We start from the raw sequence: 19431 nt of genomic DNA, 5'->3' as shown, positions 1-19431 counted from the left end.
AATAGGGAAGGCATTTTGCTTAAACAAGCAGCTGTTTTATACGAGTAAAGGCAAGTGTTCGCTTGCTTCATATTCTACTAGCTTTTTCTCTTCTTTTATTCGCTGAATGTAGTCTGGATTTGCGATAAGTGGGCGTCCGATTGCAGCAACGTCAACCCAACCAGCTTGTAGAGCTCGTTCAGCTGATTCGGGTGTTAAATCACCCACACCAATAATCGGCCCTTCCCATTTTTCACGAACAATTTCGTAAATGTTTTTTCCATCTTTTGCTTCTTCGTAGAAGTTTAACATCGATGGGTGAATCATTTTTACGCCTACCTCTTTAAAGGCATCGATGTATGTTTGTAGAGCTTGCTCTGCATCATCCCAACGATAAGAAAGGTCATCCATTTTATGTGGAGAAAAGCGAATAACGACGCGGTCTGCCCCAATTTCGTTAATGACAGCACGTAGTACTTCTTTCATAAATGTTAAGCGTTGTGCAAGGTCTCCACCGTATTCGTCTGTACGCTTATTTGAAACAGCAGAATTAAATTGATCAATTAAATAGCCATGTGCACCGTGAACTTCAACACCATCAAATCCTGCATCGATGGCGTTTCGTGCTGCCTTGGCATATTGAGCAACAACCAGCTTAATGTCTTCTTTAGACATTTCCTCAGGTGTTTCGTAAGGTTTGCGAAAACGTGGTACTTGCCCATTTGCAGCGATAGCAGATGGTGCTTGTGGTTGCTGTCCTTTAATTAATTCAGAGTGACTAAGACGTCCTACATGCCAAATTTGAGCGATGATTGTTCCGCCTTCTTGATGAACCGCTTCGGTTACTTTTCTCCATGCGGCTACTTGTTCAGGAGAATAGATTCCTGGTACGCCAGGATTTCCTTTTGCACGGTCACTAATGACGGTCCCTTCTGTAATGATAAGACCAATTCCATCTTCTGCTCGTTTACGGTAGTATTCTACAATGGCTTCATTTACAACACCTGTTTCATCATCGGCAAAACAGCGCGTCATCGGAGCCATTGCCGTACGAGTTTTTAAAGAAAAAGCTTCAATGGTTGTCGGTTCTAATAATTTTGTAATATTACTCATTTTCTTTCTCTCCTTATGTAAAGAGTCTCATCTTCAAGATGATGTGGTTCATTATAACAAGGAGGAAGATACGCTTCAAACATTTCGAATCGCGAAATAAAAAAGAGGTCTTTGGACATAGAAAAACGCCACTAAACAGGTGGGCGTTTCGTTGCGGTAAGGAGGGTAATCATCATTCCTCCAACAGTAATTACAAGCACAGAGTAACAAAAAGCTCTCCAGCCAATCACTTGCATCCCTGCGACCATAATGAAAAGATCAATTAATAAAATAGTAAATCCGACATTCACCGCCCAAGACTTTGAAATAAATTGAGCAATGAGGTCCACGCCATCAGAGCTCGTGTCATATCGAAGCATTAAACCAATACCTACTCCTACACAGAATCCTCCAAGAATACTGCTCTCAAATATAGAAAGAGAAAGATCATCATGTAAAAAGAACAAATAGTCGGCAAAAAGAGAAGAACATAACAAGCCACAAATGCCATTGTAAAAAAACGTTTTGTCTTTCATAAACGCAAACAAATAAACCGGCACATTAAGCAGCAATGTAGACACACCAACAGGAGTGTTGAACGCATAAAAGATAATAAGTGCAAGTCCCATTAATCCGCCATCAATTAAATGATGAGGTGCTAAAAAAGCGTTTAGTCCAATTGCAATTAAAAAACTTCCGCAGAAAATAGCCAATCCCTTTGAAAACATAAGCATCATCCTATGTAGCGACATGATTACTACTTGTACATATATATCGTGAAGGAGAAAGGTTTAGACTAAAACTTATTCTTTCTCTTTAAATAGCCATACTAAAAGAGGTACATGAATTGCAGGAATTAGCGAATCAACTTAACGATACAGAGACTCCTAAATCAAGTTGCTATTCTCAGCAATAAGAAAAAGAGAGAACCAATTGTAGGGGTAATTGGCTCTCCCTTTTTTTGTAAAGTTCTATGTTAAAAATATAAACAGGGTGGTTAGGAAATATTCCTGCTTTTTTCGTTTTTGAATAAACCATCAAAAGGGTAAGATTATAAAAAAATAGAAATATGGCGAAGTTTAAGTATCGTCACTTGATATAGTTACTATAATAGGTTACTATATTATATATCATCACTTTGAGAAAATGAGGGAGCGACATGGATTTCGAGTTTTTTAATCAGTTTGAAGAAACACAGTTTGTTGAGCACACTGCGTTCATGTTTGCAGAAATTGTGAAGCAAGATGCAACATTACATGAGGTGTTTTCTTACATTTCTAAAAATTCAGGAGTGACCATTAAAGAAATCGTTGAAAATGTGGTTGTGACACGCCCAATTAAAAAGTTGAGCGGTGATAAATATATATTTGAAAAATCACATACGAACATTAATCGAAAAGCTGCTGAAAAATGCGTGGACCATTTAATGTTTATGTCATTATGTTTTGAACGTCCGATGAAACCGTACAAGTTCATTTCTAATACAGTACGTGGAAATCAAGTGTTTCAAGCATTGACAACCTAACAGGGGTGTATCAAAAAGAATAAGAAACACCTACTTGATACATACAGCAATATTCCTTGCCTTCTAAATCTAGTGAAACAAATCGAAAGACGCGCAAGGAATGTTGTGTGATTTTTTAAGTGATTGAATGCTCAGTCAGTGTAATCGAGAAGTCATAACACAATGACAGAGAAACATTGAAAAAAAATGAATTGTTAAGGAGTGGATGTATTTTGCAAGACAATAAAAAACAACAACCTGTTTTTATATGGGCATTACTTGTATGCTCAATCTTTATCGTATGGGGATTTATTCCTGCTTCATCATTAGGTAGCTTTAGCTTAGATGCTGTTACGACTTCTATTCAAACGGGCTTACTCGCGAACTTTGGCTGGCTTTATTTATTAGTAGCAACTGGCCTATTAGTATTTGCTCTCTTTTTAGTATTTTCAAAGTATGGAAAAATTCGTCTAGGTAAAGATGACGATCGACCTGAATATAGTAATCTATCGTGGTTTGGCATGCTGTTTAGTGCTGGTATGGGGATTGGACTTGTATTTTGGGGTGTATCCGAACCGCTTTCTCACTATTACAACCCACCAATAGGAGAAGGTGCAACAACAGAAAGTGCAAACTTAGCCATGAGATATTCATTCTTTCATTGGGGACTTCATGCTTGGGCACTCTACGCTGTTGTTGCATTAGTAATCGCATACTTTACTTTCCGCAAAAATGCTCCTGGAACAATTAGTGCTACTGTTACCCCTCTATTTAAACAAGCTCCTGACTCATTTATGGGGAAAGTTATTGATGTACTTGCCACGTTTGCGACTGTCTTTGGCGTAGCCGCAACGTTAGGATTTGGTGCTAAACAAATTGGTGGAGGTCTTCACTACTTGTTTCCTAGCATCAACAACAACATTACGACCATTTTAATCATCATTGCCGTTGTGACCGTGTTATTTATGATTTCAGCTCTTACTGGATTAGATCGAGGTGTGAAAATTTTAAGTAATGTCAATATCGTTATTGCAACGACGCTTTGTGCATTTCTATTAATCTTTGGACCTACTAATTTTATTATGAGCTTTTTCACAACTACATTAGGTACGTATATTCAGAATTTACCAAGCATGAGCTTGCGCTTAAATCCAATTAATCAAGATGGCGCAACATGGGTAAAGGATTGGACCATTCTTTATTGGGCATGGTGGATTGCATGGTCTCCGTTTGTAGGGACATTCATTGCGCGCGTTTCAAAAGGACGTACGATTCGTGAATTTTTACTAGGAGTTTTATTTATCCCAGCTTTATACTGTGTACTTTGGTTTTCTGTCTTTGGCGGAACAGGGCTGCATATGGAAATATTTAAAGAAGCAAATATTTATCAACAAATTCAATTGATTGGTCCTGAAGTAGGTTTGTTTGCGACATTTGAAGGCTTTGGCTCTATGGGATTTGTATTATCGATTGTTGCTATTCTATTAATTAGCGTGTTCTTTATCACTTCTGCTGACTCTGCTATGTATGTATTAGGAATGCAGACGTCAGGTGGTAGCTTAAATCCAAGTACAGCGATTAAAGTAACGTGGGGAATCATTTTATCTTCTACGGCTGCCGTACTTTTATATAGCGGAGGGCTTGGTGCACTTGAACGAGCATCCATATTAGCTGCATTTCCGTTTATGTTTGTCATTATTATGATGTGCGCATCACTTATTAAAGAATTGAGAAAAGAAGCAATGATTAGCTCGAAGCAAAAACCAAAAGCAGTTGTGAATAAAAAAGGTGCATAATTTAAAGGATTGACCTTCATGGTCAATCCTTTTTTAGTAGTACAACGATTCAGTGGAAAGTTGTAGAAAGTGGTCTTTTTTGTTACAGCCTTTTTATGATAAAAACTTCCCTCTTTTCGATGAATGAATCCTCGAGCAATCTCGTTACAATGAGAGAGTCGAACAATTCAACAGGAAAAAGGAGAGAGCTAGATGGCAACAGTGTTATTTGTAAAAGCAAACAATCGTCCAGCTGAACAAGCTGTGAGTGTAAAATTATATGAGGCATTTTTAGCGAGTTACACAGAAACGCATCCTAATGATACAATTATTGAACTAGATTTATACAAGGAATCATTGCCTTATTTAGATGTAAACATGATCAATGGTGTATTTAAAAAAGATCGTGGTCTTGACATGACAGAAACAGAAAAACAAGCCGAGCAAGTAGCTAGTCAGTACTTACAACAATTTTTAAATGCAGATAAAATTGTTATTGCATTTCCATTATGGAACTTCACCGTACCAGCGGTGTTGCACACATACTTTGATTACTTAAATCGTGCAGGTAAAACGTTTAAATATACACCAGAAGGACCAGTTGGGCTTGTATCAAATAAAAAAGTAGCTCTACTGAATGCACGAGGCGGTATCTATTCAGAAGGGCCTGCTGCACAAACTGAAATGGCTGTAAATTATGTGCAAGCAGTGATGAACTTTTTTGGTGTTCATGAGCTATCAAAAGTCATCATCGAGGGTCATAACCAGCTGCCAGAACAAGCAGAACGTATTATTCAAGAAGGGATAGAAAAAGCTATCGAGGTAGCAGCGACATTTTAATAAATCAACGTCATGATTCACCATTATTGAAAGTACTACTCACTTTTAATAGCCTGTTAGGAACATCCAATGATCATTGGAGATTTCTAGCAGGCTTTTTCACATAGAGAAACAACTGCCATAAAAAAGAAGGATGACTCAATCCAATGGCTAATACTATAAAGAAAGGTAAGACACGGACAGGGGGGAGAATTAATGAAGTGCAATGAAACGACATGGCTTATGTACAAAGCGGTCCTCGAAGAGTTAGATGTTGGCGTACACATTATTGATAGTGACGGAATCACGGTCATTTATAATCGTAAAGCAATGAAAACAGAATCCATGGCGCTAGAAGAAGTATTAAATAAAGATTTTCGTGACGTGTTTGGATTTGAAAAAAATGATGATAGTACACTTCTATCTGCATTAAATGAAGGAAAAGTAACCCGTAACCGAAAACAAACGTACTACAACAACAAAGGCAAAGAAATCACAACGATTAATAACACGTTTCCGATAAGAAAAAACAATGACATTATCGGTGCAGTTGAATTATCAAAAGATGTCACACAGCTAGAAACGGTCATTAAACAAAATTTAGTAAGAGCGAAAAAAGATGTGTATACATTTAACGAATTCATCGGAAATAGTCACGCTGTACAAACGATGATTGAAGAAGCAAAGCAGGCAACACGCACTTCTTCTTCTGTTTTCATTATCGGAGAAACAGGAACGGGAAAAGAAATTGTTGCTCAAAGTATTCATTATGGAAGTGATCGATCTAGAATGCCGTTTATTAGCCAAAACTGTGCCGCAATTCCAGAAACATTGTTAGAAAGCTTATTATTTGGCACAGAAAAAGGGGCGTTTACGGGTGCGCTTGATAAGCCTGGGTTATTTGAATTGGCTAATGGCGGAACCCTTCTTTTAGACGAAATTAATTCACTAAACTTTACGTTGCAAGCAAAGCTTCTTCGTGTATTGCAAGAACGAAAAATTCGTCGAGTTGGGGGAATGGAAGAGAAAGAAATTGATGTACGTGTGATTGCGACGATAAACGAAGATCCTCTTCATGCTTTAGAACAAGGGCGTTTACGAAGAGATTTATACTATCGTTTGAGTGTTGTTCCTCTTCACATTCCACCTTTGAGAGAACGTAAAGAAGACATTTCACTTTTAACGAACCATTTTATTCGTAAATACAATCAATTGTTTGGAATGAGTATAAACGGTGTTGATTCAAGTGTTCAGTCAGCACTTCAACAACATTCATGGCTTGGAAACGTACGAGAGCTAGAGCATGCAATAGAAGGTGCGATGAATCGTGCTTACCAAGAGAGCGTCATTACACTCGAGCATCTACCGTTGCGCCTTCGCTCGTCTAACATCCATATGAATACACCTAAAGTACATGAAGTGATAGGAAACAAAGAAACATTAAAAGAAAGGCTTGAGCGTGTGGAAAAGGACTACATTAAAGATGTCCTAAATGGTGAGAATGGCAATATCTCGAAGGCAGCAGAGCAGCTTGGCATGAGTCGTCAAAGTCTTCAATATCGATTGAAAAAATTTCGAGAGAGTCAAATACCTGATTTTGTTATATAATGTGAATGGTAAAAATGATACATAAAGGAGCTTGGTAAGCGTGAACAAGTTGAAAAGTAGTCGTTTTTTTTCAGTTCTTTTTCTTATACTTGCATGCAGTATCTTTCTAGTAGCGTGCGGATCAAGTGAAAAAGAAGGAAAGGAAGAAGCCACAACAAGTCCAAAAGGAAAAGATGATAAAAATCCAGTTGTGACGATGACAATGGAAAATGGAGATAGCATGAAGTTAGAGCTTTATCCAGATATCGCACCGAACACTGTTGCGAACTTTATTTCATTAGTTGAAGATGGATTTTATGATGGACTTACGTTTCACCGCGTTATTCCAGGTTTCATGATTCAAGGTGGAGATCCAGAAGGTATGGGTACAGGTGGTCCTGGTTATGCAATTGAAGGTGAGTTTAGCTCTAATGGTTTTGAAAATGAGTTAAAACATGAAACAGGCGTCCTTTCAATGGCAAGATCAGGTGACCCTAATTCAGCAGGTTCTCAATTTTTTATTATGGTTGAAAATGCACCGTCTTTAGATGGAGAATATGCAGCATTTGGTAAAGTGATTGAAGGACTTGAAACCGCAACAGCCATCGTTGAAGTAGAAAGAGACCCACAAGACAAGCCGTTAGAAGATCAAAAGATAAGCAAAGTGACAGTTGATACATTTGGTGTTAACTATCCAGAACCGAAAAAGGTACAGTAGCGAAAAGAGGTTGGCGGAAAAGTCGACCTCTTTTGTATACAAATGGTGTTTTTTTAATCAAAAAGGTTTATGATAAAAAAGATAACGGACTATTTTGTAAATAGGTGGTTAAAAATTGGTGGAACAAGCGCGTAAAATTGCGGCTAAAATCTCAATTTCTTATATTATTATTGGAGCAATATGGATTATTTTTTCGGATCAACTTTCACATAAACTAGCTGAAGGAGATTTTGAGGCATATATTTTTTTTCAACAATATAAAGGGTGGTTTTTTGTCTTAATAACAGGTATTGTCTTATACGGACTTGTTTACAATCGAGCACGAGATTTGTTTCAGACACAAAATAAGTTAGTAAACAAAGAATATGAGCTTCAAGCAAGTAATGAACATTACCAATCATTATTCAAGCATAACCCAGATGCAGTTTTTGAAATTAGCAAAGAAGGAGCCATTCGAGCTGTTAACCCAGAAGGTGAACAAATTATGGGCTATTCATGTGCTGAAATTGGTCAGGGTGGAATGTCAAAGTGGGTCGTACCGGAGGATGTTGAGCGTGTAAAATTCTATTTTAGTGAAGCGCTGAAAGGAAAACCGTCTAAATTTGAGTTTCAAGTCTTAAATAGAGAAGAAGAAAGACGTATTTTACGCTCTTCTCTTTTGCCGATTATTGTACATAACGAGATAAGTGGAGTCTTTATGATTGGTCGAGACATTACAAATTTCAGGCGAGATGAAGAACGGATGATTGAGTCAGAGAAGATGTCAGTCATTGGTCAAATGGCAGCGGCTGTCGCACATGAAATTCGAAATCCTCTAACATCGTTAAAAGGCTTTGTACAACTCATACAAGTCACAAAAGAAGTGAACCATGATCATTTAGACATTATGATGTCTGAAATTAATCGAATTAACTTAATTTCTAGTGAAATGCTTATTTTAGGGAAAAAGCAACATGTATCGTTTCAAAAGGAAGAAATAAATGAGCTTTTGAAGCAAGTAGTTGTTTTAATGATAGCTGAAGCAAATTTGCATGATATTTCAATTGAGCTTGAACATAGTGATGAAAAAATGTACGTGTTGTGTGATGCAAATCAGTTAAAACAGGTGTTTATTAACATTATTAAAAATAGTGTAGAAGCGATGTCACAGCACGGAAAAATTCAACTAAGTATCACAAAAAAAGATGGTAACGTGATTGTTACATGTAAAGATGATGGAGTAGGCATGAGTAAGGAACGAATTAAGCAAATTGGGACACCGTTTTATTCAACAAAAGAAGCGGGCACAGGATTAGGTTTAGCTGTTTGTTACAAAATTATAGAGCGTCATCAAGGGTCAATTGTATTTGAAAGTGAAGTTGAAAAAGGAACAACAGTGACTGTGACGTTAAAAGAAGCCCATCTTTCCAGTTGATAATCATTTTATTGACCACAATGGCAAAGACGTTTTAACACCATTTATAAGCCTACACTCTAACACGACGTTGCCTCAAACAAAAACCGATCTGTCAAACTGACAGATCGGTTTTTGTTACTTTCTATTTGCTGCTTTATCTGCTTTTTTAAACTCATTTTGATATAGCACTTCCTGTGTCGAGGTTAATCCGCTGCTTTTTTCCTTGTTTAACCCTTTTGTTGTTTCTTTTTCATAACTCATCTCATTTCTCCTCCCTTTGTTAAAAAGAATAATGTATAGAGAGTAGATACCCAGAATGAGTTGTGCTAAACATTTAACTTTCTGAATGTTTCAATAAAAGAGTGTGGACTGCTTTTTACTTGATAAGGAAAAACACCTTGATTGGTATGTAAATAGAGGAATCCAGAATCATTCGAAAGAGGCTTATACGACATATCAAACACATGTTGGATATAAAACGATTTCTCGTGAGCGACAACTTTATCTTTATATAAATGTAAGTGCTGTTCAGTCTCAATATAGCGTTGCTGTGTGACTTGAATGGACCTTGTGACGATAATATAAGGTTGAGAAGCAAGAATAGACACGGATGTTCTCCTTTCAAAAGGCATCTTGAATGGTTAGTGTAACATAAGGTTTTTTCTAAAAACAAATGTTTCACCATCTATTCTTTCCTTTTGGAGTTGCTATTCTTCTTTTTCAACTATATGATAGAATGGGAGAATTAACTAATAAAGTAAAAGGTGTGGTCATTATGGAAAGATCGTATGACATTGAAACAGCTATCCCAACTCCAGCAGAATATGTAGAGCTAAGAAGGAAAGCAGGAATGAGCCCAAAAGAAGTAGAAACAGCTAGAGTAGGGCTGAAAAACTCTCTTTTTGCGGTTACATTAAGAGATTCGTCTAAGCTTATTGGAATGGGGCGAGTAATCGGAGACGGTGCTTGTTTTTTTCATGTTGTCGATATAGCTGTTGATCCATCTTATCAAGGTCGAGGTTTGGGTAAAGTGATTATGTCGCAGATTACAGCGTATTTAGATGCACATGCGCCTAAAAGTGCTTATGTTAGCTTAATGGCAGACGTACCAGCCGACCAATTATATAAACAGTTTGGGTTTCATTATACATATCCGAAGTCACTTGGCATGTATAAACGATATTAATTCGTGAAGGGGGAGAGAGAAGATTATGGCAAATTTATCATTAGCAGAGGCAGTGAAATTAAAAAGTATATTATCAAAGCGAATTCATGAACTTGAAGAAGAAATGGATCGAGTCGCTTTTGTTGAGCTAGAAAAAGGATCGGCTCTTCCTATTCAATCTCGTACACTCACTCATGTAGAGCAAGAGATTGAAGAGGTACGAAAAGATTTTCGTCTCCTCGATAAACTAATGTATCAAGCAAATGTAGAGCATGAAGTTGTCTTTCAAGAAAATTCTCTTACCATTGTTGAAGCGATTGAATTAGCTACACAATTACGAGCAAAAGCAAGAAAATACAAGGAGCTTGGTATGGCTGCTAAAGAAGAGTTTCCATATTCGTATGGGCCAGAATCCACCTCTATTATTAAGCTAGCACGTTTTGAGCCTGAAGACTATCGATTAAAAGCGATTGAAGCTGAACGACAAGCAAATCGATTATCAAATGCAATCAATGCAAAGAACTATTCAATTGAACTTGCTTTCGATGCAGATAAATATTTTTAAGCCTTGAAGTGGTGAGACTCCCTTCAAGGTAGAAGGAGACCTTTTAAAATCTTAGAGATTGTAATAGATAAGAGGACAACCAATTACTCATCACCTGTTACAATGTTACTCGTAACTACTAACCAACTAAGGCAATGGACGGTCGATGACCAACTTCCTGTTATTTCGTTGTCTCCTTCTATGAGCCTCTCATCAATCGATGAGGGGTTCTATTTGTGAATCTATTATTCGATTGCTTTCATTTAATCATTTGAATTAAATAGGATAAGAAATTGGAATGGAAATAGAAATGATAAGGAGCACATGTATGAAAAAGAAATTATGCTATTTATCCATCATCGCCATCTTTGGTGTGTTATCGGGTTGTAATGAATTTGAGCTAAAAGAAACAGATGTTGTAATCGAAGAAGATAACGTGACAAATAAACAATCATTTGAGCAATTTGTGGAACATGTTACAGCGAACAAAGAAAGTAACGTTCGTTTAGTCACCTATACAGAGAATGGTGAGCCGCTTCTTCATCACTTAGACTACAAAGATGAAATGATTACGTTAAACGTAGAAAAAACAGAAGGGAACGCAAAAGAACGAACCGTGAGTAAAACTTCGTGTGAATCCATTCGTGTGGATGAAACGTTAAACAAAGTCGATTATTCATTAACGGGATGTACGGACCAAAAAGATGTTCATCTTCTGACACTTCAAAAGTAACAAATACGTAATTGAAAAAGGCTAGACATAAGAAAGCAAAAGATAGAGAGGCAACACTCATTGACTGTCTATCCATTGGTGCGACTGAGTTTTTAAGGAAAGACATGTTATGGACTGAGCTAAACAGGGGTGTTCTTTATCCCTTTTGTCTCAGTCCTTTTCTTATGGGAATGTGAAACCTTACTCATCTTCATCTCAATCTAAACATATATATGAGAAGCATTCTTTTTTACGTTACGAACAACATGACATAATTGATGACGGTGATCGGAAGGAGAGGGAATTGTTTTGTCTATTCACTCATCTAGACTTGAAGGGATTTTGTTAATTGAGCCGAAATTATTTAAAGATGAACGTGGCTTTTTTATGGAGGCTTATAATAAGCGACTTTTTCACTTGCACGGTATTACAGAGGATTTTGTACAAGATAACCATTCTCTTTCAAAACAAATTGGAACATTGAGAGGCCTTCATTATCAACTACCTCCAAAAGCTCAAGCAAAGCTCATTCGCGTCACAAAAGGTGCAATCTATGATGTCGTAGTCGATTTACGGCAAGATTCACCTACATTTGGTAAATGGGAAGGCTTCATGTTAAGTGCAGAAAATAAAAAGCAATTATTTATCCCTAAGGGGTTTGCACATGGCTTTTGTACACTAATGAAAGATACAGAAGTACAGTATAAAGTGGATGAATTTTATTCACCTGAGCACGATCGTGGAATTCGGTGGAATGATCCTCATCTAGCAATCGATTGGCCTGTTTCTGTTCCATTTTTATCCTCAAAAGATGCAGCACATCCTTTTTTTACAGAAGCAGAACTATAGCGAACACATCATCGCTATAAAGAGAAAAGAAGTCATGGGAGCAAAATATGATGAAAAATCAATTCATTAGGGGAACCTTTCTTTTAACAGCCGCATCACTCATTTCGAAAATTTTAGGCTTTGTGTATATCATGCCGTTTACGATGTTAGTTGGTACGTCTGGTTATGCACTATATAAATATGCATATAGTCCATACACATTGATGCTGAGTGTCTCAACACTTGGACTACCATTGGCGGTTTCAAAGTTTGTCTCTAAATACAATGGAATGGGCAATTACCGTGCAGGCTACGACCTGTTAAGAAGCGGTATGATTTTAATGATTACAACAGGAGCGATTTCTTGCATCACCCTCTATGTCTTAGCCCCCACATTGGCTCAAACAGTTGTTCAACGTGACGATGGCTCTGGAAATGCACTTGAAGATGTCATTTACGTTATTCGACTTGTAAGTATGGCTTTACTTGTTGTTCCTCCTATGAGCTTATTAAGAGGGTATTTTCAAGGCAATCAATCGATGGGTCCTTCAGCGTTGAGCACGGTTCTTGAACAGTTTGTTCGAGTTGTGTTCATTGTTGGAGGAGCTTATACAGTTATAAAAGTTTGGAACGGAACAAATACAGACGCAGTGGGCATCGGAACGCTAGGTGCTTTTGTTGGTGGAGTTGCTGGCTTTTGTACATTGCTTATTATCTATCAACGTCGAAAGCGATTCATTCACCATCAAATTTATGCAAATCGTCATGTTCAAAAGCTGTCGCTTCTTTCAATTTATAAAGAGCTGATTGGGTATGCCATTCCATTTGTTGTAGTAGGATTGACACTCCCGATTTATCAAAACATCGACACATTTACAATCAATCGGTTATTTCAAGCCATTGGCTATGCACTTGAAGATGCAGAAGAAATAAACTCAATCATTGGCTTTACTCAAATTTTAATCATGATACCTGTCTCACTTGCCACCGCTTTTGGAATGTCATTAATTCCAACGATTACAGCGAAGTATGTAGCGAATGAATTAAAAGCTGTTTATGACATTTTGACAAAAACGATGCAAATTTTATGTTTTTTTCTTATACCAGCCGTTGTTGGACTGACCTTATTAAGTCATCCAATTTATTTAATGCTATTTGGCATTGATAACAATCCATTTTTAGGAGGAGAATTACTAAAGTTCTCAGCAGGTCACGCTCTTACGTTTGGATTGTTTACCGTTACTGCTGCTATTTTACAAGGCTTAAATCAGCAAAAACAACTGATTTTTGGTATGTTCGTCGGGGTTGGTGTCAAGTTCTTACTAAATCTTTTACTCGTACCAGCTGTAAAGGAAGTAGGGCCCATATTGGCTACATACGCTGGATATATGGTCTCCATTTTGTTTAACGTTTACTTTATAAAAAAGACCATTTCCTACTCGTTTACGCAGTTGTATCGGCCACTTTTCTGGATCGGTAGTTTATCAGCAGGGATGGGTCTTGTTGTCTTTATGATGTCCGAAGTTGTACGAGCATACTTTTCTCATCACTTTGCTTCTTATCATTTATCATGGTTTATCGTTATTAGTTCAGTTGGGGCAGGCTTGTTCTTTTATTTAGGTCTTGGTATACATCTTTCCTTTATAAAAGAAATGAGAGAGAGACGAAGTTAGTAAGGTGCAGTGTCAAATGAGGTTGTGTCTCCTTCGTTTGGCTCAGCTCCTCATTTTTTTATACCGCTATTCACTTCCTATCTTATATAATAACTATCAGAGTCATTTGAAAAAGGGGAGAGATAGGATGCAAACAAAAGTTTCAATACCACCATTAAGAGAAGAAATAGGGGAACAAACAGCACGTTATATTGATCAATTAACAAAGCCACAAGGCAGCTTAGGAACGTTAGAATCGCTAGCCATTGATCTTGCAAAAATGACGGGAGAGACATTTCCAACAGTTCTTCCTGCAGGTGTTATTGTATTTGCAGCCGATCATGGAATAACGGAAGAAGGGGTATCTGCCTATCCACAAGAAGTAACGGCTCAAATGGTACGAAATTTTCTAAATGGCGGAGCAGCCATTAACGTATTTAGCCAACAAATTGGCGCAAAATTAAAAGTCGTGAATATAGGGGTGGCTACAGACATTCATGACGAAAAAGTAGTGAATCGTCATATACGAAAGGGAACGCGAAATTTTTTGAAAGAAGATGCTATGACGCTATCAGAAGTTGAAATGGCGATTGATGCTGGTTATGAAGAAGCTGTTCATTATATAAACGAGGGGATAAAGTGTCTCATCGTTGGCGAAATGGGCATTGGAAATACCACATCAAGCAGTGCACTATTAGCAGCTCTTACTACCCATTCAATTGAATCCATTGTAGGATATGGAACGGGTATTACAGAAGAACAAAGACAGCATAAAGTAGATATAATCCATCAATCATTACATAATCGAAAGCCTAATCCAGAAGATGCATTAGATTTACTAGCCAAAGTAGGCGGTTTAGAAATTGCAGCGATGACAGGTGCGATGTTAGCGGCAGCTGAGCATCGAGTGCCTATTTTAGTAGATGGATTCATCTGTACCGTTTCCGCTTGTCTCGCTACATTGATCTGCCCTGATGTGAAACATTATATGATTGTTGCACATCAATCTGTTGAGCCTGGTCATCAAAAAGCCATTGCTTATTTAAAGAAAGAACCACTTTTAAATTTAAGTCTTCGCCTTGGAGAAGGAACAGGTGCAGCGATTGCTTTTCCACTCCTTCAGTTTGCAACTAATATGGTAAAGCAAATGGCTACCTTTTCAAGTGCAGGTGTTTCAACCAAATAGAGTCTCTGTGTATGAATGCTCTCTCATTCGTCGATACTATGTAGAAAAAGAGAGGTATTCAAATGAAAGACTTAAAAGTATTGATGATTAAATTTATTGTCTGTGCTCTTGCATTTACAATTGGATTAGACTTGTTTTTCGACGCAACGATTGCTGATATTTTATCGTTTAGTCTAGTGGTGACCGCCTTTACGTATTTGTTAGGAGAACGAATCATGCTTCCGTATTTCGGAAATGTAGCAACAACGATTGTTGACTTTATTATTGCTTATACAAGTGTATGGATCTTTGGAACGGTTTTGTTGCATAGTTATTTACAAATTGCGTGGGGAAGTATTATCTCGGCTACTCTGATTACAGGAGCAGAAGTGTTTGTTCATCGCTATGTGTTAACACATGCACCAGAAATTCGTAAAAAGCGAGAAAAACAAAAAGCGTTGTTCAATGGAAAGCTTGCATATGGAACAGAAGCGGCTGAAGAACCAGATGTTCATGATAAGGACAAGCTTAAATAAGCAACGTTTTTACGAAAAAAGCTCTGCGATTATTTATCCGAAAATCAGCGGATAAACAAGCAGAGCTTTTTTCATGTTAAGGGTGGTTTGTTGCTTTTTCTTTGAGTACTTGCTTTCTTATCCAGTCATAAGCGTCATCCATGCTTTGAACACACACATTCGCATAATCATTTGTATGCTGATAAATCCAAAATTGAATAGGTTTAGAATAATCTCCTACAATATACACTTCAAATGGCACATGTTCTACTTTCATAATAAAGGCTTCTGCTTTATCGTACGAAATTAAGTCACGAAATAGAAGAGTAGGATAGGCTTTTATACTTCGTTGAAGGTTTTCCTTTACAACTCGTTTATACACACATTCATGCTCTAATGAAATAAGCTGCTCTTCTACATAATCACCCATTCTTTTTACGTATCTCATCGTCTCTCTCCCTAAAGGTTATCTAGTAGTTCGAATAAGCTGCGTCTGTTTAAGTAATAAGTAAAGGTATGAGAATAACATGGTACGTTACTTGTAAATACGTTATCACTCCTTATGGTGCTTATGATAGTAGATCGATTTGTAGTATAGCAGTAAAGGAAAGAAAAGAAGATGATTTATTTACAAAAATAGAAAAATAAGTCATCTCTCCTAAAAGGTGATGAATCGATGGAACCGGATCTTGGTATGAACAAAAGGAAGGATAGGTGAAAAAGAGGGGAGGTTAAGTCAAAGTTGTTAATAAGTTAGATACAAACTTCTTATAATTGAGTTCAACGGCAATTCTTGGACAATTGCTTCCAAAGCAGTTTACAGATGCAGGCCGTAAATCAGCAATGCTTAGCCCATCTGCATGTCTACTTTCAAATTCCACACTTCCTGTTCGGCGAATATAGCGAAGCATGTTTGAATCATCAACGGCTGCCATAAGAGCAAGTAAATCATGAGCAGGGCTACCTTTAATACCAGGCTCTAAGCTTTGATAGGCTTCATAGTAGTAATCAAGCATTGGTTTTATTAGTTTACCTAGTTGACTTGTTTGCGAAGCATTAATGATCTCTACTAAAGCAGGAGTTATCAGTGCTTCTCGGGTTACATTTAATGGGATAACAGTTAGGTTAGGTGCATGTTGCATAACAAAATTAGCCGCCACAGCATCTCCGTAAAAATTTGCTTCAGCCATCGGTGTCGCATTACCAGGTACTTGAAATGCACCGCCCATTACATAATAGTCCTTCACAAGAGCCATTACATCAGGTGCGAGAATCCAAGCAATTGCTAGAGAAGTACAGCGCCCAACATTTACAATGGTTACATCATCATGATTTTCTTTAATTAATTGAAATAGCTTGCTAAAGTTTGTCCGAAATCGAAACCGACTCTCTGAAAGAGGTGGACGGATTGGGCCTAGCCCTTCAGAGCCGTGAATAGTAGGAAAGAATTCAGGTTCATCACCATTAAGAGGTCTCATGGCGCCAGCGATAACGGGTATGTCACTTCGACCTCCAAGTTGTAACAAGTAAGAAGCGTTTCGGAATGTTTTGTATCGATCCACATTACCATATCCGCTCACCACACCAATTAAATCAATTTTTGGATTTTGTAACGCATAAATAATAGTGATAGCATCATCAATGCCTGTATCAGCAAATAAAATAATTTTTTTCATATGTTTCCTCCTCGCTCTAGTATATGAAAGGCGAGAGGGAGTGTATAAGCAAATCTACTAATTGTATCGATGTTTTGCTAGAAATGCTAGAAAGTCTGTTTCTAGCGTGTGATTATGTTTGATGATGGCATACGTGCTCGTTTTTGGTAAATCAATTGAGGGTGTATACACTTCTAATAATCGACCCTCGTATAGCTCTCTTCGAACAGCTGAACGTGGAATAAAGGAAATACCTAATCCTTCTTCAATAAATCGCTTTGTAATATGTGTTTGCGAGACTTTCATTGTTTGTAGCTTCGGAAATTTAATTTTTAATTGCTTAATGAGTGAGTCCCAATAAAGGGGATGATTATGAGTTAGTAATCGATATTTATCAAATAAGTCTTCTGCATCTAAAGGAAGGGCAGACTCATCATCATGTCCATCATGTGGAGCAACTAAAATAACATCATCTTCGTAAATGGTGTCGCACATAAGTGAAGGATGAAAGCTAGGCACCCGAGACAGTCCGACATCGACTTCCCCTTCTAATACCGCTTGTTCAATATCTTTTGATTCTAAAATGACAACAGACACTTCAATATCTATATGTTCCTTTAGATACTGCTTTAACACATACGGTAAAATCGTATCGGCAATCAGTGGTGAAATGGCAATCGAAAGTTTTGAACGATAACCTTGTGTAAACGAATGAAGTTCTTCTAAACCTTCTTGGTACATCGTAAGAATATTACGAGCGGTTTTGATATATTTTCGTCCTTCTTCTGTTAACATGACTTTTTTATTTGATCTTTCTAACAATGTAACGCCGACTTCTTTTTCTAACTGCTTAATATGTACGCTAACAGACGGTTGAGAGATATAAAGAACATCCGCAGCTTTGCGAAAGTTTTCTTGCTCAACAACCGTTACAAACGTACGTAACCAAGATAATTCCATATAAAGATCTCCTAATTATTAAAATATTTAATCAACATCTTCAAAAATAATTAATGTTCTGAATTAATCATCTTTTATATAATAACAAACAAGGGGAGTGGTGTAAAAATGATTTATCCGGGATTAAAAGGAATTGCTTGTACGGAAACGAGAATTAGTGACATTGATGGGGAGAAGGGCACGCTCATTTATAGGGGATACGATATAGAATACTTAACTGAGAATTACACATTTGAAGAGGTCGCGTATTTACTTTGGTTTGGAGACTTTCCAAATGAGGCAGAGCTAACATGGTTAAAAGAAGAATTAAAAACAAAACGTGTCTTACCAGACCATATTAAGCAGCTCATTAAGCTATTACCTGCTGATATGGAAATGATGAGCGTTATGCGCACAGCTGTCTCAGCTTTAGGAACACCTGAGTTTGGGTGGAAGCCAACGGTCGATCAAGCGATTCTTTTAACAGCGATTGTACCATCAATCATTGGCTATCGACTTCAACAAACGAAAGGTATTTTATTTAACGAGGAAATTGCTCAATCGATGGATTATATGAACTATTATTTGTATGCGTTATCAGGGAATGTCCCATCCGCGACACATGTAAAAGCGTTAGAAACGTATATGATTTTAACGTTAGAACACGGGTTAAATGCCTCTACTTTTTCAGGAAGAGTCACGCTATCAACAGAGTCAGATATGGTTTCAGCAATCACATCAGCTATTGGTACGATGAAAGGTCCATTACACGGTGGAGCACCAAGTGGTGTCATTGATTTACTTGAAGAAGTGGTAGCTTCTGGTCATGCAGAAGAAGTGATTCGTGCAAAAGTGGAAAACGGGGAGAAAATAATGGGGTTTGGTCATCGCGTCTACAAAACGATGGATCCTCGCGCAGTAGCGCTGAAGAAAAAGCTTATGCATATGGCTGGTAAAGATGAGTGGCTAGACCTCGCTATGGACGTTGAAAAGGCTGGCATCAAGGTACTACAAGAGCTAAAACCAGGACGCTCACTTTACACCAATGTTGAATTTTACGCAGCAGCCATTATGAAAGCTGTTAATATGGATCCTTCGCTTTTCACACCAACCTTTACAGCAAGTCGAGTAGTAGGCTGGACAGCGCATCTGTTAGAACAATGCGAGAACAATGTAATTTACAGACCGTCTGCAGTTTATATTAAGTAAAAAGTGAAACCGCTACCTTCAGCCCGATTTAGGACTGAAGGTAGCGGTTTCACTTTTTGTTTATACAACGAAAAAAGAAAGACTAGTATTTTTTATCATTTTATGGTTAAAATGAACTATAAAAATGTAAAAAAATAATAGTTAATCATACAAAAATATCACCTGGTAGGTGTTTCT

General features: G+C 37.5%; 20 protein-coding genes and 1 pseudogene. 14 read left to right on the top strand and 7 right to left on the bottom strand.

Annotated features, from left to right (window positions below; genetic code table 11):
- Positions 1-36: 36 nt before the first annotated feature.
- Both JOC83_RS13690 and JOC83_RS13685 read right to left on the bottom strand, forming a co-directional pair.
- Positions 37-1080: pseudogene (locus tag JOC83_RS13690) on the bottom strand (alkene reductase); the annotation flags it as partial.
- 143 nt (positions 1081-1223) lie between these two features.
- Positions 1224-1799, bottom strand: coding sequence for a YitT family protein (locus JOC83_RS13685; RefSeq protein ID WP_205187915.1), 576 nt, complete (start codon positions 1797-1799; stop codon positions 1224-1226).
- Between the two features lie 431 nt (positions 1800-2230).
- Here JOC83_RS13685 and JOC83_RS13680 point away from each other — a divergent pair, with 431 nt between their 5' ends.
- From JOC83_RS13680 to JOC83_RS13655, 6 genes are all read left to right on the top strand, one after another.
- Positions 2231-2596, top strand: coding sequence for a hypothetical protein (locus JOC83_RS13680; RefSeq protein WP_205187914.1), 366 nt, complete (start codon positions 2231-2233; stop codon positions 2594-2596).
- 212 nt (positions 2597-2808) lie between these two features.
- The gene (locus tag JOC83_RS13675; RefSeq protein WP_205187913.1) at positions 2809-4371 is read left to right on the top strand and encodes a glycine betaine uptake BCCT transporter; all 1563 of its coding nucleotides are present in this window, start codon (positions 2809-2811) and stop codon (positions 4369-4371) included.
- A gap of 192 nt (positions 4372-4563) precedes the next feature.
- Positions 4564-5190 carry an FMN-dependent NADH-azoreductase gene (locus tag JOC83_RS13670; RefSeq protein ID WP_205187912.1) on the top strand — a complete coding sequence of 209 codons (627 nt, stop codon included), beginning with the start codon at positions 4564-4566 and terminating at the stop codon, positions 5188-5190.
- Positions 5191-5385: 195 nt separating this feature from the next.
- Complete coding sequence (locus tag JOC83_RS13665; RefSeq protein WP_205187911.1) at positions 5386-6777, top strand: sigma-54 interaction domain-containing protein; 1392 nt, start codon at positions 5386-5388, stop codon at positions 6775-6777.
- Between the two features lie 40 nt (positions 6778-6817).
- A complete protein-coding gene (locus JOC83_RS13660; RefSeq protein WP_205187910.1) occupies positions 6818-7474 on the top strand; it encodes a peptidylprolyl isomerase in 657 nt (218 codons plus the stop codon).
- 118 nt (positions 7475-7592) lie between these two features.
- Positions 7593-8888, top strand: coding sequence for an ATP-binding protein (locus tag JOC83_RS13655; RefSeq protein WP_338038924.1), 1296 nt, complete (start codon positions 7593-7595; stop codon positions 8886-8888).
- A 117-nt stretch (positions 8889-9005) separates the two neighbouring features.
- On the opposite strand, the gene JOC83_RS13650 is transcribed toward JOC83_RS13655, so the two are convergent.
- Positions 9006-9131, bottom strand: a complete 126-nt coding sequence (locus JOC83_RS13650; RefSeq protein WP_205187908.1) for a YfhE family protein — start codon at positions 9129-9131, stop codon at positions 9006-9008.
- Between the two features lie 65 nt (positions 9132-9196).
- Entirely contained in the window at positions 9197-9478 is a 282-nt protein-coding gene (locus JOC83_RS13645) for a hypothetical protein (RefSeq protein ID WP_205187907.1), read from the bottom strand.
- 167 nt (positions 9479-9645) lie between these two features.
- Between JOC83_RS13645 and JOC83_RS13640 the strand changes: the two genes are divergently transcribed.
- The 7 genes from JOC83_RS13640 (at position 9646) to JOC83_RS13610 (ending at position 15472) form a co-directional block, all read left to right on the top strand.
- Entirely contained in the window at positions 9646-10056 is a 411-nt protein-coding gene (locus JOC83_RS13640; protein ID WP_205187906.1) for a GNAT family N-acetyltransferase, read from the top strand.
- Between the two features lie 25 nt (positions 10057-10081).
- A complete protein-coding gene (locus JOC83_RS13635; RefSeq protein ID WP_205187905.1) occupies positions 10082-10600 on the top strand; it encodes a hypothetical protein in 519 nt (172 codons plus the stop codon).
- Positions 10601-10907: 307 nt separating this feature from the next.
- Positions 10908-11312 carry a DUF4362 domain-containing protein gene (locus JOC83_RS13630; RefSeq protein WP_205187904.1) on the top strand — a complete coding sequence of 135 codons (405 nt, stop codon included), beginning with the start codon at positions 10908-10910 and terminating at the stop codon, positions 11310-11312.
- Positions 11313-11600: 288 nt separating this feature from the next.
- The gene (rfbC, locus tag JOC83_RS13625) at positions 11601-12140 is read left to right on the top strand and encodes a dTDP-4-dehydrorhamnose 3,5-epimerase (protein WP_205187903.1); all 540 of its coding nucleotides are present in this window, start codon (positions 11601-11603) and stop codon (positions 12138-12140) included.
- Positions 12141-12190: 50 nt separating this feature from the next.
- On the top strand, positions 12191-13792 hold the full coding sequence (locus JOC83_RS13620) for a putative polysaccharide biosynthesis protein (protein WP_205187902.1): 1602 nt from the start codon (positions 12191-12193) through the stop codon (positions 13790-13792).
- Between the two features lie 127 nt (positions 13793-13919).
- Positions 13920-14957 (top strand): nicotinate-nucleotide--dimethylbenzimidazole phosphoribosyltransferase, encoded by a 1038-nt coding sequence (gene cobT / locus JOC83_RS13615; protein ID WP_205187901.1) that lies wholly within the window; start codon positions 13920-13922, stop codon positions 14955-14957.
- A gap of 62 nt (positions 14958-15019) precedes the next feature.
- Complete coding sequence (locus JOC83_RS13610) at positions 15020-15472, top strand: YndM family protein (RefSeq protein ID WP_205187900.1); 453 nt, start codon at positions 15020-15022, stop codon at positions 15470-15472.
- A 76-nt stretch (positions 15473-15548) separates the two neighbouring features.
- Here the strand turns inward: JOC83_RS13610 and JOC83_RS13605 are convergent, their stop codons facing one another.
- The 3 genes from JOC83_RS13605 to JOC83_RS13595 all read right to left on the bottom strand — a co-directional run bounded on the left by JOC83_RS13605 (position 15549) and on the right by JOC83_RS13595 (position 18066).
- Positions 15549-15899 (bottom strand): hypothetical protein, encoded by a 351-nt coding sequence (locus JOC83_RS13605; RefSeq protein ID WP_205187899.1) that lies wholly within the window; start codon positions 15897-15899, stop codon positions 15549-15551.
- A 283-nt stretch (positions 15900-16182) separates the two neighbouring features.
- Positions 16183-17127: a nucleoside hydrolase gene (locus JOC83_RS13600; RefSeq protein WP_205187898.1), complete on the bottom strand. Its 945-nt coding sequence runs from the start codon at positions 17125-17127 to the stop codon at positions 16183-16185.
- Positions 17128-17184: 57 nt separating this feature from the next.
- Positions 17185-18066, bottom strand: coding sequence for a LysR family transcriptional regulator (locus tag JOC83_RS13595; RefSeq protein ID WP_205187897.1), 882 nt, complete (start codon positions 18064-18066; stop codon positions 17185-17187).
- A 108-nt stretch (positions 18067-18174) separates the two neighbouring features.
- Between JOC83_RS13595 and JOC83_RS13590 the strand changes: the two genes are divergently transcribed.
- On the top strand, positions 18175-19254 hold the full coding sequence (locus JOC83_RS13590) for a citrate synthase/methylcitrate synthase (protein WP_205187896.1): 1080 nt from the start codon (positions 18175-18177) through the stop codon (positions 19252-19254).
- The last annotated feature ends 177 nt before the right edge of the window (positions 19255-19431 follow it).

Source organism: Priestia iocasae, from assembly GCF_016909075.1.
In the GTDB taxonomy this organism is placed as follows: Bacteria; Bacillota; Bacilli; order Bacillales; family Bacillaceae_H; genus Priestia; species Priestia iocasae.
Note: the sequence above shows the minus strand (reverse complement) of the source record. Positions and strands in the feature narration are given on the sequence as shown.

Excerpts from the sequence above, each read along its gene's own strand:
- JOC83_RS13685 (WP_205187915.1), bottom strand. The coding sequence starts at position 1,799 with ATGTTTTCAAAGGGATTGGCTATTTTCTGCGGAAGTTTTTTAATTGCA.
- JOC83_RS13680 (WP_205187914.1), top strand. The coding sequence starts at position 2,231 with ATGGATTTCGAGTTTTTTAATCAGTTTGAAGAAACACAGTTTGTTGAG.
- JOC83_RS13670 (WP_205187912.1), top strand. The coding sequence starts at position 4,564 with ATGGCAACAGTGTTATTTGTAAAAGCAAACAATCGTCCAGCTGAACAA.
- JOC83_RS13665 (WP_205187911.1), top strand. The coding sequence starts at position 5,386 with ATGAAGTGCAATGAAACGACATGGCTTATGTACAAAGCGGTCCTCGAA.
- JOC83_RS13650 (WP_205187908.1), bottom strand. The coding sequence starts at position 9,131 with ATGAGTTATGAAAAAGAAACAACAAAAGGGTTAAACAAGGAAAAAAGC.
- JOC83_RS13640 (WP_205187906.1), top strand. The coding sequence starts at position 9,646 with ATGGAAAGATCGTATGACATTGAAACAGCTATCCCAACTCCAGCAGAA.
- JOC83_RS13635 (WP_205187905.1), top strand. The coding sequence starts at position 10,082 with ATGGCAAATTTATCATTAGCAGAGGCAGTGAAATTAAAAAGTATATTA.
- JOC83_RS13630 (WP_205187904.1), top strand. The coding sequence starts at position 10,908 with ATGAAAAAGAAATTATGCTATTTATCCATCATCGCCATCTTTGGTGTG.
- JOC83_RS13620 (WP_205187902.1), top strand. The coding sequence starts at position 12,191 with ATGAAAAATCAATTCATTAGGGGAACCTTTCTTTTAACAGCCGCATCA.
- cobT (WP_205187901.1), top strand. The coding sequence starts at position 13,920 with ATGCAAACAAAAGTTTCAATACCACCATTAAGAGAAGAAATAGGGGAA.
- JOC83_RS13610 (WP_205187900.1), top strand. The coding sequence starts at position 15,020 with ATGAAAGACTTAAAAGTATTGATGATTAAATTTATTGTCTGTGCTCTT.
- JOC83_RS13605 (WP_205187899.1), bottom strand. The coding sequence starts at position 15,899 with ATGAGATACGTAAAAAGAATGGGTGATTATGTAGAAGAGCAGCTTATT.
- JOC83_RS13600 (WP_205187898.1), bottom strand. The coding sequence starts at position 17,127 with ATGAAAAAAATTATTTTATTTGCTGATACAGGCATTGATGATGCTATC.
- JOC83_RS13595 (WP_205187897.1), bottom strand. The coding sequence starts at position 18,066 with ATGGAATTATCTTGGTTACGTACGTTTGTAACGGTTGTTGAGCAAGAA.
- JOC83_RS13590 (WP_205187896.1), top strand. The coding sequence starts at position 18,175 with ATGATTTATCCGGGATTAAAAGGAATTGCTTGTACGGAAACGAGAATT.